This window comes from Lactobacillus gallinarum DSM 10532 = JCM 2011, assembly GCF_001434975.1.
Classification (GTDB): domain Bacteria; phylum Bacillota; class Bacilli; order Lactobacillales; family Lactobacillaceae; genus Lactobacillus; species Lactobacillus gallinarum.
In genome coordinates, this window is sequence record NZ_AZEL01000028.1 from 13,217 (window position 1) to 32,023 (window position 18,807).

The 18,807-nt window shown below is 36.9% G+C and carries 15 protein-coding genes; 1 reads left to right on the forward strand and 14 read right to left on the reverse strand.

Annotation, left to right across the window (positions count from 1 at the left end):
- Positions 1–5 precede the first annotated feature (5 nt).
- The 14 genes from rapZ to FC37_RS04535 form a co-directional block, all read right to left on the reverse strand.
- Entirely contained in the window at positions 6–887 is an 882-nt protein-coding gene (gene rapZ / locus FC37_RS04470) for an RNase adapter RapZ (RefSeq protein ID WP_025005152.1), read from the reverse strand.
- Positions 888–977: 90 nt separating this feature from the next.
- Positions 978–1,520: an HdeD family acid-resistance protein gene (locus tag FC37_RS04475; protein WP_025005153.1), complete on the reverse strand. Its 543-nt coding sequence runs from the start codon at positions 1,518–1,520 to the stop codon at positions 978–980.
- Positions 1,521–1,577: 57 nt separating this feature from the next.
- On the reverse strand, positions 1,578–4,424 hold the full coding sequence (uvrA, locus tag FC37_RS04480) for an excinuclease ABC subunit UvrA (protein ID WP_025005154.1): 2,847 nt from the start codon (positions 4,422–4,424) through the stop codon (positions 1,578–1,580).
- Complete coding sequence (gene uvrB / locus FC37_RS04485; RefSeq protein WP_056945509.1) at positions 4,414–6,462, reverse strand: excinuclease ABC subunit UvrB; 2,049 nt, start codon at positions 6,460–6,462, stop codon at positions 4,414–4,416. Before uvrB ends, uvrA begins: the two co-directional genes overlap by 11 nt.
- 105 nt (positions 6,463–6,567) lie before the next feature.
- Entirely contained in the window at positions 6,568–8,292 is a 1,725-nt protein-coding gene (locus FC37_RS04490; protein ID WP_056945510.1) for a phospho-sugar mutase, read from the reverse strand.
- A 236-nt stretch (positions 8,293–8,528) separates the two neighbouring features.
- Positions 8,529–9,548 carry an NAD(P)H-dependent glycerol-3-phosphate dehydrogenase gene (locus tag FC37_RS04495; protein WP_025005155.1) on the reverse strand — a complete coding sequence of 340 codons (1,020 nt, stop codon included), beginning with the start codon at positions 9,546–9,548 and terminating at the stop codon, positions 8,529–8,531.
- Positions 9,549–9,588: 40 nt separating this feature from the next.
- The gene (lgt, locus tag FC37_RS04500; RefSeq protein WP_025005156.1) at positions 9,589–10,428 is read right to left on the reverse strand and encodes a prolipoprotein diacylglyceryl transferase; all 840 of its coding nucleotides are present in this window, start codon (positions 10,426–10,428) and stop codon (positions 9,589–9,591) included.
- Positions 10,421–11,392, reverse strand: coding sequence for an HPr(Ser) kinase/phosphatase (gene hprK, locus FC37_RS04505; RefSeq protein WP_056945511.1), 972 nt, complete (start codon positions 11,390–11,392; stop codon positions 10,421–10,423). Before hprK ends, lgt begins: the two co-directional genes overlap by 8 nt.
- A 17-nt stretch (positions 11,393–11,409) precedes the next feature.
- Positions 11,410–11,685: a hypothetical protein gene (locus FC37_RS04510; RefSeq protein WP_025005157.1), complete on the reverse strand. Its 276-nt coding sequence runs from the start codon at positions 11,683–11,685 to the stop codon at positions 11,410–11,412.
- Between the two features lie 7 nt (positions 11,686–11,692).
- Positions 11,693–12,809, reverse strand: a protein-coding gene (prfB, locus tag FC37_RS04515; protein ID WP_164477382.1) for a peptide chain release factor 2 whose coding sequence is annotated in 2 segments (ribosomal slippage) — positions 11,693–12,736 and positions 12,738–12,809 — 1,116 coding nt in all. Because the reading frame shifts where the segments join, the coding sequence is not laid out codon by codon here.
- Positions 12,810–12,876: 67 nt separating this feature from the next.
- Positions 12,877–15,276, reverse strand: coding sequence for a preprotein translocase subunit SecA (gene secA / locus FC37_RS04520; protein ID WP_025005159.1), 2,400 nt, complete (start codon positions 15,274–15,276; stop codon positions 12,877–12,879).
- 139 nt (positions 15,277–15,415) lie between these two features.
- Positions 15,416–15,961: a ribosome hibernation-promoting factor, HPF/YfiA family gene (gene hpf, locus FC37_RS04525; RefSeq protein ID WP_025005160.1), complete on the reverse strand. Its 546-nt coding sequence runs from the start codon at positions 15,959–15,961 to the stop codon at positions 15,416–15,418.
- Between the two features lie 80 nt (positions 15,962–16,041).
- A complete protein-coding gene (locus FC37_RS04530; RefSeq protein WP_025005161.1) occupies positions 16,042–16,737 on the reverse strand; it encodes a ComF family protein in 696 nt (231 codons plus the stop codon).
- Complete coding sequence (locus FC37_RS04535) at positions 16,734–18,020, reverse strand: ATP-dependent helicase ComFA (protein ID WP_025005162.1); 1,287 nt, start codon at positions 18,018–18,020, stop codon at positions 16,734–16,736. The genes FC37_RS04530 and FC37_RS04535 overlap by 4 nt, the downstream gene beginning before the upstream one ends.
- A 44-nt stretch (positions 18,021–18,064) precedes the next feature.
- Here FC37_RS04535 and FC37_RS04540 point away from each other — a divergent pair, with 44 nt between their 5' ends.
- Complete coding sequence (locus FC37_RS04540) at positions 18,065–18,727, forward strand: YigZ family protein (protein WP_056945512.1); 663 nt, start codon at positions 18,065–18,067, stop codon at positions 18,725–18,727.
- Positions 18,728–18,807 lie beyond the last annotated feature (80 nt).

An 18,807-nucleotide genomic window follows, 5' to 3' on the forward strand; every position in this document is an offset into this window, starting at 1 on the left:
TATACCTACTTTCTAATGTAGCGACTTACCTCACGGTGAGTTATATCAACTGGATATTTTTTGGATAAGTCACGAGCAAGTTGTTGTGCAATTGATACACTACGATGTTGACCACCAGTACAACCAATTGCAATTGTCAATTTTTCTTTTCCTTCTTTAATATAACCAGGAATAGCGGTTTCTAATAAATCCAATAATTTTTGATAGAAAACCTGTGTCTCTTCTTTATTCATTACATAATCAAAGACACGCTTATCTAATCCTGTGAATGGACGCAACTCCGGAATATAGAATGGATTAGACAGAAAACGCACATCCATTACAATATCCGCATCAATTGGCATGCCATATTTAAAACCGAATGACATTACTTCAATTGAAAATGGCTGACGCTTACGGTCACTGAAAGTATTAATTAACTTCTGTTTTAAATCTTTAGTAGATAAATTAGACGTATTAATGATGTAATTTGAACGATTTTTGATTGGCATCAAAATACGACGTTCTTCTTGAATGCCATCTAACAAACGTCCCTTACCATTATTAGCTAGTGGTGGAAGCCGTCTAGTTTCCTTGTAACGTGCTACTAACACATCATCTGAAGCATCTAAAAAGAGAATAGTAGCTTGAACGGTGCCATTATCTTCGAGTGAATTTACCTCATCTAATAAATCTGTATAAAAAGTTTTAACACGTAAATCAATTACTACTGCTACCTTATGGAAATCATTTGAATTATTAATTAAATCCCAAAAGCTTCCCAATAATGTTGGTGGCAAGTTATCAACTACGAAGTAACCCATATCTTCTAAATCATGAGCCACAACAGTTTTGCCTGCCCCACTCATTCCTGTAACAATTAATAATTGTTTCTTATCATCAGCCATTGTTAGCCCTCCTTCTGTAAATTATATCATACCGGGTGTTCCATTATAGTGCAAAAAAAAGAGACCATCGCAGCCTCTTTTTCATAATTATTAACGGTGCATAAATGCAACGACTATTTCATTGATACCAAATACTAACAACCAAAATGCAACTAACCATACTAAACTCAAAGCTGCAAAAAGTGGGTTAAAGATCAAGAAAATAGCAATAACTAAACTTAGAATGTTCAAAACTAAGTTAAAGATAAAGTATCCTGTTGAAAAGTCACGCAAGTGCCATGAAAAGGCAATTCCGACAGCTGAGTCGACAAAGAACCAAATTGCAAATAAATATGCAATGGTCAATCCACCAATATCATATGAGCATAAGAACAAAATACCCACAATGATATCTAAAATACCTGAAATAAGTGCTACCCAACTACGTGCAAAGAAAGCACGAAAACGTGAATAACCAGCAAGCCATACTAAACCTTGCAAAATTGACAAAATACCAAAGATTAATACAAATGCATGCAATCCCTTGGCCGGATGTCTAAGAAGCAAAAAAGCAACAACAACCATTAATACACCAGCGATAAATGCGCCCCAATCGAAGCCACGATTATCTCTAGAACTTGAAAAAATGTCCATTATTCGTCCTCCTTGGTGCCTATTTTACACTTATTCGAGGATAAAAACACTTACGCATTACTTTTTATTTTTCGTATCCCTAGTTAACTTAGTATCACGCTTTAAAACCGGCTTTAAATATTGACCAGTATAGCTTTCTTTCACCTCCACTATTTCTTCAGGCGTTCCTGTAGCAACAACGTTACCGCCACCTTCACCGCCTTCAGGTCCTAAATCAATAATCCAGTCAGCGTTTTTAATCACATCTAAATTATGTTCAATTACTAGAACAGTGTTTCCTTCATCAACTAAACGCTGCAAAACTTCAAGCAAACGCTTAATATCATCGGTATGCAGACCTGTCGTTGGCTCATCCAAAATATAGAAATTCTTACCAGTTGATAATTTCTGCAATTCTGCAGCCAACTTCATTCTCTGGGCTTCCCCACCTGATAAAGTTGTAGCAGATTGACCTAATTTAACATAGCCTAAACCTACATCAACAATAGTCTGCAATTTACGTGCAATTTTAGGAATATTTTCAAAGAACTTGCATGCTTCATTAATTGTCATATCAAGCACTTGAGCAATATTCTTTTCACGATAAGTTACTTCCAAGGTTTCTGAATTATAACGACTGCCATGACAAACTTCACATGGGACATACACATCTGGCAAGAAATTCATTTCGATCTTAATAATTCCGTCACCATGACATGCTTCACAGCGGCCGCCTTTAACATTAAATGAAAAACGAGCCTTAGTATAACCTCTCATTTTAGCTTCATTTGTTTGAGCAAAAAGCGTACGAATATCATCGAAAACGCTAGTATAAGTAGCCGGATTACTACGTGGGGTACGTCCAATAGGACTTTGATCAATATCGATGATTTTTTCGATATTTTTATAGCCACGAATTGACTTATATTTACCTGGCTTAGTTGAATTATGATTTAACTTTTGCGCTAATGCTCGCTTTAAAATCATATTAACTAAAGTTGACTTACCTGAACCAGAAACACCACTCACTACGACAAATTTTCCTAAAGGAAAATCAACGTTAATATTCTTTAAATTGTTTTCTTGTGCACCGGTAATAGTGATCTTCTTACCATTACCCTTGCGGCGTTTTAATGGCACAGGAACAAACTTTTTTCCCGACAAATATTGACCAGTCAAAGACTTAGGATTTTTCTCCACTTCTTCTGGTGTACCTTGAGACATTACCTTACCGCCGTAAACGCCGGCGCCTGGTCCCATATCAATCAGATAATCGGCTTGGCGCATAGTCTCATCATCGTGTTCAACCACAATCAAAGAATTGCCTAAATCACGCATTCTCTTAAGTGAAGCAATCAAACGATCATTATCACGTTGATGAAGTCCAATTGAAGGTTCATCTAAAACATACATAACTCCTGATAAGTTAGAACCAATCTGGGTAGCCAAACGAATACGTTGAGCTTCCCCACCAGATAAAGTATTAGCAGAACGAGAAAGGGTCAAATAATCTAATCCAACGCTGTCTAAGAATGAAAGACGATCACACACTTCTTTCAAAATTGGTTTAGCAATTACAGTTTCTTGTTCACTTAATTTGACGCTCTTAAAGAAATCTAAGGATTTATTGATTGAAAGTTCAGAAGCTTCAGCGATATCCTTGTCCATTACCTTTACAGCCAAAGCTTTTTCATTTAATCGCTTACCGTGACAAGTTGAACAAGTCAGCTCTGTCATATACTTGCCCATCACATCGCGCATAAATTTGGACATTGGATGTTTATAGCGTCTTTCAACATTATCCATTACCCCTTCAAAAGGCTGGGTTGTGTCATTAACGCCAAAATCCCCTGTAACATGAAATTTCACTGGTTTAGTTGAACCGTGAAGAATCGTTTCTCTTTGCTTTTTAGTTAATTTATTAAAAGGCTTGTCCATTGGAATATCCAGTGCTGCACAAGCTTGTTCTAACATTTCAGTGTAATAATTAGACGTCTTCCATGGAGCTAACGCACCTTCTGCCAAAGTTTTGGTCTTATCAGGTACAACCAAATCTTCATCAACGGCTAAATTCATCCCTAATCCATCACAATCAGGACAAGCACCAAATGGCGCATTAAATGAAAATAGTCTTGGCTCCATTTCGCCTACTGTAAAACCACACTTAGGGCAAGCATAATATTCAGAGAAGTTAAGCATCCCCCCGCCAATAACATCAACATTCATGTAGCCATCAGATAAACGAAGAGCTGATTCAATTGAGTCAAACAAACGAGATTTAATACTATCTTTCACGATTAAACGATCCACAACAATATCAATATTATGTCGCTTATTTTTAGCTAAATTAAACTCTTCTCCAATTTCGTGCATCTCACCATCAACAATAACACGAACATATCCAGCACGTTGTACTCGTTTAAAAACTTCCTTGTGTTCACCGCGTTTAGCACGAACAACGGGAGCTAACAATTGGATTTTAGTTCTTTCGGGTAAAGACATGATTCGGTCTACCATTTGATCAACCGATTGTCGTTCAATCAAAGTTCCATCATTCGGACAAATTGGATGACCTACACGAGCCCATAAAAGACGTAAATAATCATTGATTTCGGTTACTGTTCCGACAGTTGAGCGTGGATTATGTGATGTAGTTTTTTGATCAATTGAAATAGCGGGATTCAACCCATCGATTGAATCAACATCTGGTTTATCCATCTGGCCCAAGAATTGTCTAGCGTAACTAGAAAGTGATTGTACATAGCGTCTTCTACCCTCTGCATACAAGGTATCAAAAGCTAAAGAACTCTTTCCAGAACCTGATAGACCAGTAACTACTACTAATTGGTTTTTAGGAATAGTTATATCAATATCCTTTAAATTATGTTCTCGTGCACCACGAATAACGATCTTATCATTTACCATTAAAAGCTTTCCCCTTTTTTGTCTTTGGTTTTCTAGATGACTTTTGTAAATCGATAATAGCATCCCGTAAGTTTGCTGCCTCTTCAAAGTCCAACTTTTTAGCGGCTTCCTTCATCTGCTCTTGCAAATTCTTAATCATCGTCTTCTTTTGACTAGCAGTCAATTCATCGAAGTTCAAATCGGCAAAACTATCAGACTTTTTATCTTTATCATCACTTGATGGCTTCGTAATAGAAATTACATCTTGAACAGGCTTGATAATTGTCTTAGGTGTAATTCCATGTTCTTTATTAAACTCTTCTTGAATCTTACGCCGTCTCTTAGTGGCATTGATTGCGGCTCTCATAGAATCAGTAATCGTATCGGCATACATAATTACTTCACCATTTGCATTACGAGCCGCACGACCCATTGTTTGAACTAGCGGACGATACGCACGCAAAAAGCCTTCTTTATCTGCATCCAAGATAGCTACCAGTGAAACTTCTGGCACATCAATACCTTCACGTAACAAGTTAATTCCGATTAACACATCAAATTTACCTAAACGTAAATCACGCAAGATTTTCATTCGCTCAAGTGTCTTAATGTCAGAGTGCAAATATTGCACTTTGATTCCCAGATCCTTTAAGTAATCTGTCAAATCCTCTGCCATCTTTTTGGTCAAAGTAGTAACAAAGACTCGTTCATTGCGATCAATTCGTTTATTAATTTCGCCAACTAGATCATCGATCTGCCCTTCAATCGGCCTTACTTCAATCTTCGGGTCTAGTAAGCCTGTTGGCCGAATAATTTGTTCAACCTTATGATCAGTTCGCTCTAATTCATAATCACCTGGCGTAGCAGAAACATATAGTATTTGATGAACATGCTTTTCAAATTCAGATAACTTAAGTGGACGGTTATCAAGCGCTGATGGTAAACGGAAACCATAATCAATCAACGTCTGCTTACGATTGCGGTCACCATTATACATCGCACGAATTTCGGGCATAGTCGCATGCGATTCATCAATTAAAATCAAGAAATCATCAGGGAAGAAATCTAGCAAAGTATAAGGCGGTTCTCCAGCTTTTCTCCCTTCCATGTGACGAGAATAATTTTCAATTCCGTTGGTATAGCCAACTTCACTCATCATTTCCATATCATATGTAGTACGTTGCTTAATTCTCTCGGCTTCAAGTAGCTTGCCTTCGCCTTCAAACTTCTTTACCTGAATTTTCATTTCTTTAGAAATCTCTTTAAGCGCGCGCCGCAATTGTTCATCATTAGTCATAAAGTGCGTAGCTGGGAATAAAGAGATACTTTCTCTTTCACCAATTACTTCTCCAGTCAAAGAGTCAATTTCAACAATGCGATCTATTTCATCCCCGAAAAATTCGATACGATAAGCATGATTCGAATTACCAGCTGGGAAAATTTCTACCACATCGCCGCGAACACGGAAACGTCCCCGTTGAAAATCGATATCGTTGCGGTCATATTGCAAGTTTACCAAATCACGCAATAATACATTACGATCATATTCTTGACCTTCATGAATCATCAAAACGCTACGGGCATATTCTTTAGGATCACCTAAACCATAAATTGACGATACAGAAGCTACGACAATAACATCGTTACGCTCCATTAAAGCTGAAGTAGTGGCGTGTCGCAACTGATCGATTTCATCATTGATAGCCGAATCCTTTTCGATATAAGTATCGGATTGAGGAACATAAGCTTCTGGCTGATAATAATCGTAGTAAGAAACAAAATACTCAACTGCATTATGAGGAAAGAAACTTTTAAACTCGCCATAAAGTTGACCTACTAAAGTTTTATTATGCGTAATTACCAAAGTGGGCTTATTCAAGTTAGCAATAATATTGGCCATAGTAAAAGTCTTACCAGTACCAGTTGCACCCTCCAAAATTTGTTCTTTATAGCCTTTTTTAAAGCCGGCAGTTAATTTATCAATAGCCTGCTCCTGGTCTCCAGCAGGTTTAAATTTAGATACTAATTCAAATTTGCGATCTTTTTGTCGTTTAATCATGGTCAAAAACTCCTCATGAAAAAAGTTGGACCAAATTGTCCAACTTTCTAATTAGTATTTATATTTTACTACCACGAACGTGTTTTCGCACGAAATATGCCCATTTTATTTAAGAAGTTCAGCTAAAGCTGCTTGGTAGTCTTGTGCAGCCTTCTCTGCAGTTGCGATATCCTTCTTATTTACACCAACATAAGCCTTGATAACTGGTTCAGTACCTGATGGACGAAGAGCAACCCAAGTTTCATCATCTAAGAAGTACTTCAATACGTTTGATTCTGGGAATTCTTCAAGTGGTGTAACATTACCATTTTCAATAGTTTCTTTCTTCAAGAAGTCTTGAATCTTGTTAACTTTGACACCATTGATTTCGCTTAAATGTTCATCACGCAACTTGCTCATGAGGGCTGCCATCTTCTTTTGACCGCCGATACCTGGCATTTCGATAGCCTTGGTAATTTCATAAGCTACACCGTACTTCTTCCAGATTTCTTGCAAGCCATCAAAAACAGTCATGTCCTTAGAAGCATAGTAACTAGCAACTTCGGCAAACATCAATGCACCTTGCATAGCATCCTTGTCTCTAGCAAATGGTTTGAATAAGTAACCATAACTTTCTTCAAAGCCCATGAGGAACTTAGCATCGCCAGCCTTCTTCATGCGGTCAACTTCTTCACCGATATACTTGAAGCCAGTCAAAACGTGTTTAGTCTTAATGCCAAAATCTTTTGCAATCTTAAATGGTAAAGCACTTGAAACAACTGAAGTAACGATTTCATAATCGCTAGTCAACTTGCCACTTTCTTTCATATGAACAAGCAAGTAGTAAGCCATCAAAGTAGCAATTTGGTTACCAGTCAAAACTTGGAAGTCGCCATCAGATTTTCTAACAGCTGCACCCATTCTATCAGCATCTGGGTCAGTAGCAATGATTACGTTAGCATTAACTTCATCAGCTAATTTAAATCCAGGCTTGAAGACATCACGATATTCCGGGTTAGGCTTAATTGTAGTTGGAAATTCTGGGTCAATGATTGATTGACTAGGAACTGGAATTACATTGTCAAAGCCACCTTGTCTAAAGGCACGATCATAAAGCATCTTACCTGTACCATGAAGTGGTGTGTAAATAATCTTTAACTTATCAGCATTTGCTTTAACCATTTCAGGATCAACAGTTACTTGCTTTAATTCATTCAAATAGTCTTCATCAACATCTTCACCGATTAATTGCAAAGTACCATTTGCCCGTAATTCTTGGACAGGTGCTGCCTTTACACTAAAAATGTCAGTTACTTTTTGAGCATATGCAAATAAACGATCTGCGTTTTCTGGTGCCATTTGTGCACCATCTTCACCATAAACCTTGTAACCATTATATTGCTTAGCATTGTGAGAAGCAGTGATATTAATACCTGCAAAAGTATGCAAATGACGAACAGCATATGAAAGTTCAGGTGTTGGTCTTAAATCATCAAACAAATATACGTGAATCCCGTGTGCACCTAAAATACGTGCTGCATGTTCCGCAAATTCTCTTGAGTGATATCTTGAATCAAATGAGATAGCTACACCGCGCTTTTTAGCTTCTTCACCATTTTCATCAATCAATCTTGCTAAGCCTTCAGTAACTCTGCCAACTGTAAAAAGATTGATTCTATTAGTTCCGGGTTCAAGACGACCTCTCATTCCGGCAGTCCCAAAATTGATATCTTGACCAAAGGCATCTTCAATCCATTTTTCATCTTTACCTAAAGTATCTAATTGATCCTTTAAATAATCAGGTAAATTATTAGCATTTTGCCATTCTTCAAAAACTTCTTTTGCTTTCATATTTTCCTCTATTCATCAAAATAAATACGTATCGGATTTTAAAGCTGTCTTTAACTTTTTATTATCTAGTAACAATTATAAAACTTCTGCTTTATTAATTTAACGCTTTAACTACTAAAAAGTCATTTTTTTATTCCATTTTTGGCTGGAATGACTCTGTCTTTTCTGATCTATATTATTAACAATAAAAGACATGCTCATCTGAACATGTCTTTTTATCCTTATTTTATTAAAAATTAAAGGCGAATTTCTGGCTTAGGATCTCTGCCCATCATTTGCTTAATTTCTTCAGCTACATCAGTGTTTTCGTAAAGAACACGGTAAATAGCTTCACAAATTGGCATATCGATGTTCTTTTCTTCGCTAAGTTCATGAACGGCTTTAACAGTAGTTGCACCTTCTACAACTTGACCCATGTTTTCAAGAACGTAATCTAAGCTCTTGCCTTCACCGATTTGTTTACCGGCACGCCAGTTACGTGAGTTAACTGAAGTACAAGTTACGATCAAGTCACCAATACCTGATAAACCACTAAAAGTCATTGGCTTAGCACCAAAGTAGTTAACACCTAAACGAGTAATTTCAGCTAAACCTCTAGTCATAAGTGCTGCCTTAGCATCATCGCCGTAGCCTTGTCCTACTAAAATACCAGCTGCAATGGCGATAACGTTCTTAACGGCACCACCAACTTCTACACCAACTAAATCATCATTTGTGTAGAAACGAACATAATCATTTGAGAAAATCTTTTGAACTTTCTTAGCATTTTCTTCATCAGTTGAAGCACATGCAATAGCAGTTAAATCTTTTTGAGCTACATTTTCAGCATGACTTGGACCTGAAATAGCTACGATCTTATCTTCATCATTTGGATAAACTTCTTCAGTCAAGATTTCTGAAATAAGCTTCTTAGTACCTGGTTCAATACCTTTAGTTGCAGTAACTAAAAGTGGCTTAGCACCTGTCTTGTCCAATACCTTACGTACATTCTTAGCAACAATTCTTACTGCCTTAGTTGGTAAAACAAATAAAACTAATTCTGCACCATCAAGTGCTTCTTCAAGGTCTCCAGTAGCCTTAGTAGTTTCATTTAATTTCCAATCTTTCATGTAGTGACTATTGGTATGAGTTTTATTAATTTCTTCGTTAACACTATCAATGTTACCGTAAAGAGTCACATCGTTTCCGTTATCGGCTAACATTGAACCTAAAACTGAACCCCATGAACCATTACCTAAAACTGAAATCTTTGTCATTTTTTCTCTCAAACTTTCTATATTGAAATTTTTATCTAAACTAATCTCTTGTATATGGATATTTTAACCCACTGCCTTGCAAATACCACTTTGGTTTAACTACTTTACGACGATAAATCCATAAAATAATTGTTGCAATAAATAAAACTAAGCTCAGTGCCTGCGATACACGAATCATTCCAAAAGCATACAAACTATCCGTTCTCAGACCCTCAACAAAGAATCTTACTACACTATACCAAAGAAGATAAGTCATGAAAACTTCTCCTTGTTTAAAGACATGTTTTCGATGACGCAGAGCCAGAATTAAAATTAATCCTATCAAGTTAAAAAAAGACTCATAAAGAAAAGTAGGTTGATAATATGTCCCACCTATTTTCATCTGCTGAATAATAAACTCAGGCAAATGAAGACTTTGTAAAAAATGAAGGGTAGTTGGACCACCATGAGCCTCTTGATTTACAAAATTACCCCACCGACCTAAAATTTGAGCGGCCATTATACCAGGTGTAATAATATCTAGCATCAAAAAAGGTGGCAACATTCTTTTGTAACAAAAAATCAAGAGTACTATTAATCCTGCAATTAATCCGCCATAGATGGCAATTCCACCGTGCCAAATAGCAATAATTTGATCTGGATGTTGAGAATAATAACCCCATTCAAAAATTACGTAATATATTCTAGCACCTACATAGCCTAATGGCACGGCCCATAAGAGTAAATCAATAAAATCATCACTGATTATTTTTCTTTTCTTTCCTTCCTCAATGGACATCCACGCAGCAAGTACGATTGCTACGGCCATAATAATACCGTACCATTTTACGCTTAAATTTCCTAATTGAAATGCAACTGGATTAATTACCATATTAATCATTATGATGTGGCTCCTTGTTCGTATCCTCTTTTGAATGTTCTGAAATTAAACTGGTCAAATTATTATCAAAAGTTTGTGCAGCATCGTAACCCATTTGCTTAGCTCTAAAGTTCATCGCAGCTACTTCAATAATACTTTCAATGTTACGCCCGACCTTAACTGGAATATTAACCTGTGGAATAGGGACGTTGCAAAGCGTACGTGTATTTTCTTCAAAGCCTAAACGATCATAGTTAGCCTTAGGATCCCAGTTAACCAAGTTAATTACCAATTGAATCTCAGTTCTGCTCTTAACAGCACCGGCACCAAATAAGTTCATTACATCAATGATCCCGATACCTCTGATTTCCATCAAATGACGCAAAATCTTCGGAGCTTCACCTACAACAGTGTTGTGATCTTTTTGGAAGGCATCTACTCGGTCATCCGCAATCAAACGGTGGCCTCTTTGAACCAAACCTAAAGCCGTTTCAGATTTACCAACACCAGAAGCGCCGGTTAGCAGGACACCCATACCTTTAATTTCAACCAAAACTCCGTGAATACTGGTTCTTTTAGCTAAACGCGCACGTAAATATTCAGTCAAAATACTTGAAATATAGGTGGTTGATTCTCCAGTCCGCAAAATTGGAATCTGAGCTTCTTCTGCGGCTTCCGCTAATTCTTTAGGCACAGGTAAAGAACGTGATATCAAAAAGCATGGTGTAGCCATAGTAGCCATTTTATTAAATACATGCATTCTAATATCGTGGTCTAATCTAGCAGCATATGAGATTTCAGTACGACCCAATAATTGAATACGTTGTGCAGGATAAAAATCAAAGTATCCCGTTAACTCCAATCCTGGACGATAAATATCAGAAACATATATTTCATCATCTTTAATATATTCATGTCCTTGATACACCTCAAGAATACTTTTATTGTCTTCAATTAATTTGCTTAATTTTACTGCATCGGCCATAGTTTTTTACCTCCCAACTATTTATCGATATCTTTTGTAGTCACATTTTTAGCTTGTTTGCGGGGACGGGATTGTGACTGAGTGGAATTAACATTTTTAAACCAATCATAGTAATTACCACTACTTGGCATATTATTCTTATTTTTTCTTCCCGTAAACCCAATCAACCAAATAATTGCGATTGCAATTAAAGCGACTGGCAACAATAGAATAAACGCTTTAAAAAAGACAAATAATAAACTTAATATGATTAACGCTATTAAAACTAACGTTACAATGCCTAAAAAACTCATCTTTCATTTACTCCGGATTTTCTTGACTAAGAAGCCATTGCAAATATGAATAAATAAATGGCTGCAGTTTTCCATCCATTACGCCATTAACATCTGCAGTTTCATATCCTGTGCGTAAATCTTTAACCAAGTTATATGGATGGAAAACGTAAGATCTAATTTGAGATCCCCAACCGATTTCTTTTTGATCACCTTTTAAAGCCTGCTTTTGCTTCCGCTTCTTCTCCTCTTCTAAGTGAAAAAGCTTTGCTCTCAATTCATTCATTGCAGTTTCACGGTTTTGAAGCTGCGAACGCTGAGCCTGAGAAGTAGTCACAATGCCTGTAGGCAAGTGAGTAATTCTTACCGCACTAGAAGTTTTGTTAATGTGCTGTCCACCAGCACCACTAGAACGATAAACATCAACTCGTAAATCTTTAGGATCAATATCAATTTGAATACTGTCATCTATTTCAGGAATCACTTCTACTGAAGCAAAAGAAGTGTGCCGTCTTTTGGCCGCATCAAAAGGTGATATTCTAACCAATCGGTGAACTCCATTTTCTGATTTGAGCATCCCATAAGCATTTTTGCCGCTTATTCTAACGCTTACGCTCTTAAGTCCAGCTTCTTCACCAGGTTCATAATCATTAATCTCAAACTTAAAACCTGCTGCATCACAATATCTTTGATACATCCGGAAAAGCATTTGACCCCAATCCATCGCTTCAGTACCACCGGCACCTGGGTGGATTTCAAGGAGTGCATTATGACTATCGTATTTACCTGATAACAATAAGTCTAATTCATAATTATGAAACGCTTCTTGCAGATTTTTTAAATCAGTTTCTACTTCTTGATGCAAATCTGGATCTGGTTCTTCACGCAAAAGTTCAAGCGCAGTGGTTTCATCTTCATAGCCCTGTTGCAATTTCAAAAACGAATCACGTTTTTCTTTTAACAGATTATTGTCACTAATTAATTTTTGCGCTTTCTCTTGATCATTCCAAAAATCCGGTTCAGCCATCTTTGCTTCATTTATTTCGATGCTTTCATCAATTGCATCTAAGTCAAAGAGACCCCCTAAAGTGATCTAGTCGTTTCTTTAATTCGTCTAGCACACTTTGAATTTCACTAATTTCCATTTAAACTCAATTCCCTTTACTAATAATTGCAAAAAAAGGGAAGCTGTTAACTCCCCCTCTTTCTTTATTAACGACTAAGATTTTGTCTAATTTCAGCCTTCATGAACAAACGAGTTACATCAAATTCAATATTTGAAATCATTTCTTCAAACATTCTGTAACCAGAATCTTGATATTCAACAAGTGGATTAAGTTGTCCATAACCACGAAGTCCAATTGATTGACGCAATTGATCCATTGCATCAATGTGATCAGTCCAGCGATCATCAACAACACGTAAGATAACAACTTTTTCGAATTCAAGCATTTGACTAGGATCGCCTAATGCCTTTTCCTTATCTTCAAAGTTCTTTTCCACAATGTCGTATAACTTATTCTTTAAGTCCTCGACACTAATAGTCTTAAAGTCAATTGAATCTGTAACTTGTTCAGAAGTTAAACTTGAAGAAATAAAGTCACGCAATGAATCAAGACGCCATTCGCTTCTATCGCCTTGAGTAAACATATCAACTTGACTATCAATTGTACGGTGAATCATCGGAACTAAAACATTCTTTAATGATTTATCAGCATCAATTACTTGCATTCTTTCACCGTAAATAATTTCACGCTGAATACGCATAACATCATCGTATTGCAAAGTTTGCTTACGAGTATCGTAGTTATTACCTTCAACACGCTTTTGAGCTGATTCAACTTGGCGAGTGATTAAACGACTTTCAATTACCTTATCATCATCATTGTCTGATAAACGATCCAAGAAGTCTTTAACACGGTCTCCACCGAAACGCTTCATCAAGTCATCTTCAAGTGATAAGTAGAAACGAGTGTAACCTGGGTCACCCTGACGACCAGAACGACCACGAAGCTGGTTATCAATACGACGTGATTCGTGACGTTCAGTACCAATTACGGCTAAACCACCAAGTTCCTTAACACCAGGCCCAAGCTTAATATCAGTACCACGACCAGCCATGTTAGTAGCGATAGTAACAGCTCCACGTTGACCGGCATTCATAATAATTTGAGCTTCTTTTGCGTGATTCTTAGCGTTCAAAACAGCATGTGGAATACCTGCTTCATCAAGCAAATTACTCAATCTTTCTGAACTTTCGATGGCTACAGTACCAACTAGCACAGGTTGACCTTTAGCATGGCGCTTCTTAATTTCTTCAACTACAGCATGGAATTTTGAATCCAAAGTTGGGTACAAAATATCAGGCATATCTTTTCTGGCAATTGGACGGTTAGTTGGAATTGTGATTACCTGCATATTGTAAATTTCACGAAATTCTTCTTCTTCAGTCTTAGCAGTACCAGTCATACCAGATAACTTCTTGTACATTCTGAAGAAATTCTGGTAAGTAATTGTAGCTTGCGTCTTTGATTCTTCTTGAATCTTAACGCCTTCCTTAGCTTCAATTGCTTGGTGTAAACCGTCTGAGTAACGACGTCCTTCCATTACACGACCAGTGAATGAGTCAACGATTAAAACTTCGCCGTCTTGAACAACATAATCGATATCCTTAAGCATGATGTAGTTAGCACGAAGAGCTTGATCGATGTGGTGAACCAACTTTTGGTTTTCAACATCATATAAGTTTCTTAAACCAAAGTGCTTACATGCCTTTTCAATCCCAGTTCTAGTAAGAGAAATGGTCTTAGTTGGCCAGTCAATCTTGTAATCGCCGTGATCTTCATCATCGTCGGCGTCATCATCGCTCTTATCTTCAGTCAAAGTCTTTACAAAACGGTCAGCACGGATGTAGTCGCTGTTTGCTTGTTCAGCTTCACCAGAAATGATCAATGGAGTTCTAGCCTCATCAATTAAGATGGAGTCAACTTCGTCGATGATTGCATAGTTCAATGGACGTTGAACCATTTGTTCCTTATAAACAACCATGTTGTCACGCAAATAGTCAAAGCCAAGTTCTGAGTTAGTTGAGTAAGTAACATCACAGTTGTAAGCTGCACGCTTTTCATCTGGTGACATTGAGTTCAAGTTCAAGCCAACAGTTAAACCAAGCCACTTGTAAAGTTGACCCATTTCCTCTTCGTCACGACTTGAAAGGTATTCGTTAACAGTAACAACGTGTACACCCTTGCCTTCAAGCGCATTTAAGTATACAGGCATGGTTGCTGTCAAAGTCTTACCTTCACCAGTCATCATTTCGGCAATGTTACCATAGTGAAGTGCAATACCACCCAAGATTTGTACGTGGAATGGGTAAAGGCCTAAGACACGCTTAGCACCTTCACGAGCAACTGCGAATGCTTCTGGCAAAAGATCATCTAAGCTTTCGCCCTTCTTAATCCGGTCACGAAATTCTGGCGTCTTTGCTTGCAATTGTTCATCAGATAGCTTGCTCATTTCATCTGCATGAGATTCTACCTTAGCTGCGATTTTTTCAAATTTCTTAAGTTCTCTTTTATCGTCGTTATATAGTTTCTTTAAAATGTTTACCATTAAATCGGTCCTTATATATCGTAAAGTCTAAAAATACAGTTTAATTTTAACATGATTATTTACAAATTTAAAATATTCCAAATAAAAACCTCGCGTTTATCTCACGCGAGGTTTGACACTAGTAAATATTTTACCTTAATTATTCGTTAGTTTCAATTAAACCATAACGACCATCGTTTCTGCGGTAAACAACACTAGTACCATTGGTTTCAGCATCTTCAAATACAAAGAAATCATGTTCCAACATGTCCATTTGTAAAATTGCTTCTTCTGGATCCATTGGCTTTAAGCTTACACGCTTGTTACGAACGATATCAAATTCGCTAGGCTTCTTTTCTTCTTCTTGAGGTTGTTCCACAAAGAAATCTTGTAAACCTTTTTCACGACTCTTTCTGTTTACACGAGTCTTGTACTTTCTAATTTGACGTTCAAGTTTCTCTGAAACGAAGTCAATGCTACGATACATATCGTCCGTGGTTTCTTCTGCTCTCAAAACTAAGTATGGTAAAGGAATAGTAACTTCTACTTTAGCAGAGCGGTCACGGTATACTCTCAAGTTTACGTGTGCGATCACATCTTGATTCAATTCAAAATATTTTTCCAACTTGTTTAAACGTTTTTCAACATAGCTTCTTAAAGCATCAGTTACTTCGATATTTTCTCCACGAACATTGTACTTTAACATATAAGATTCTCCTTTCACCGCTATGCGGTTTTTCTTTACACTTACATTATACCAAAAAATGAAAGCGTTTCATAACAAATCTATCGACAAATTGAAAAGCTTTCAATATGCATCCCTGGAAACCTTGATTTTAAGCAATCTCGTGCATGATAAAGCGTCCGTCCAGTAGTATAAATATCATCTAATAGCAACACTTTCCCTGTCTGTATATTTTCTTTTATTTTTATAGTTTTATCAATAAAAAAGCTTTGGGGCGTTTTTAGCCGCTCCTCTTTGTTTTTCTCACCTTGAGCATGACTACCTTCTTTTTTAGCTAAAAGCGGCGTAAGGGACACAATATCTCCATAAACAGCCGAAATTGTATCGAACTGTCTCTTAACCTGGTGCCCAGGTGAGGTAGGCACAGGAATATAATAATCAAACTCCGTTTTAGATAAATAGTCCCAGCTTAATTCTTGCAATACTTCCCGTAAAACATAATCTCCTCTTCGCTTATACGCCACCATCAAATCATGAAAAGCAGAATTATACCGATATAATGCAGAATTATGCAAAACTTCGCCTTGATATATCTTTTGCCACTTTTTACAATCACTACAAATAATCCCTTGCTCCATCATTTTCGAACATACTGAGCAACGATTTCCCGTCAATTTTTCAAATTGATTCAAACAATGAAAGCAAATCTTAGGCTGCCTAAAATTTTTTAATGAGAAAATTTGGGCAAATTTAATTGGAGGAATAAATTCTTGCTCACATAATAGACATTGTCTCATTTATTCATCCCCTTAATTTGCTTGATACTGCTGCGAATATTTTTAGTGTAACGATGATAGCAATATAGCACTAAACCTGTTTTGTCTTCTTTCGCTCTACCCACTCGTCCCGCAATTTGCACTAAACTTGCGGCAGTATAAATAGGATCATCGGCTGCAACAATAATTACCCAAACATTTTTAAAAGTTACTCCACGTTCCAAAATCGTAGTAGTCAAAAGAATGTCATACTTTCGCTCTCTAAAAGCCGCAACTTTTTCTATTCTTTGAGAATCTTGTGCATGCACTCCAACGATTTTCACGTTATTATCTTTCAACTTCTTTTTTAAAGCTGCCAAATAGATCGGAATTTGTTCAATTCGAGGTACAAAAATTAACAAGGGATGCTCGCTTTTTACTACCTTTTTTACTTCGGCAAGCAAATTAGCGTGAATTTGTCCTTTTTTATTTAAAAACGGCTTAATAAATAATTTCTCCCTTGGTACCGGTAAAAGTCCACCATGAAATCTCCGATTGAGCTTTAAGATTTCAATTTTTCCCTGCTTAACCTCTTCTAATAAGTCTTCTGTCGGCGTGGCTGTTAAATACACGCGCACTCCATCTTTTTTTACGGCATTTTTAGCTGCAAAATGCAATTGATCATTTCCCACATAAGGAAACGAGTCTACTTCATCAATCACTAACAAATCAAAAGCTTCATAAAATTTCAATAACTGATGCGTAGTACAAATTGTCAATTGATCCAAATTTGGTTCTTGGTATTCTCGCCCGTGATATTTGCCAATCTCAATTTCCGCAAAAGCTGCTTCAAATCGTGGAAATAGTTCATTAACCACGTCGATTCTGGGTGTGGCAATACATGCACGTTTTCCATTCTTCATGCACTCCGCAATTAGCTGAAACAGCATCTCGGTCTTTCCTGCACCAGTTACCGCATGAACTAAGCTGCTTTTCTTTTGTTTAAAATTTAAAACTAAATTATCTGAAATTTTTTGTTGCAACGTAGTCAGCTGCCCATTCCAAGTCATTCCACCATTCGGTAACTTTGAAAATTGGCTCGCATTTTGACAGCGAACCAAAATATCTCCCTCATTTGCTCTTCCTAAACCAATACAAGCACGGCAGTATAATTTGCCACTTGGTAATTTACATTCGACTTTACTGCCACATCGGTTGCACAACCCATTTTCAATTACCGGAACTTTGCTACAATCTTCAAGTGTGCTAGAATCCTTTTGATTAATAATCCATTGACGACCCGATAATAGAGTTAAATCTTCCATATTTTTCACCTCTATTATCTATTACGCAAAAAGAGGCGATTTTTTTGTCAAAAGAAGAAAATTTTTTAACTATTAAAGAAAATGGCGCTGCCGAACTAGTAATCAAGAAGAGTAAATTTATTGCTAACATGGCACGAACCACTACTACAGACGAAGCAAATGAATTCATCCAGGAAATTTCAAAGAAATATCGTGACGCTACCCACAACACATTTGCCTATACTATCGGTTTAAATGATGATCAAGTAAAAGCAAGTGATAACGGTGAACCTTCAGGCACAGCTGGCATCCCCGAATTAAAAGCGCTGCAATTAATGAACTTAAAAAATATCACTGTCGTTGTAACCAGATATTTCGGTGGCATTAAGCTCGGTGCAGGTGGCTTAATTCGGGCTTATTCCAATAGCGTAACCAACGCTGTAGAAAAAATCGGCGTGGTTAAACGTGTCCTGCAACAAGAACTTATTTTCAGCGTGCCTTATAATCGGTTTGATGAAGTTGATCATTACCTTAAGACGAATAAAGTCTTCATAGCTGATACTGAATACGGTGTAGATATCAAAATTCATATTTTTTTAGATATAGATGATCAAGAACAAACAAAAAAAGATTTGACCAACCTTTTGGCTGGTCAAATCAGTTTCACTAATGGTGAAAAACGCTACAACGAACTTCCAGTTGAACAAAATAATTATCATGAACAATAAAAAGAGTTTGGCTAATAACCAAACTGAAGTGAGACCTAAAAGTGAGACACTTTTAGGTCTTTTACTATGTCTAAATTTAA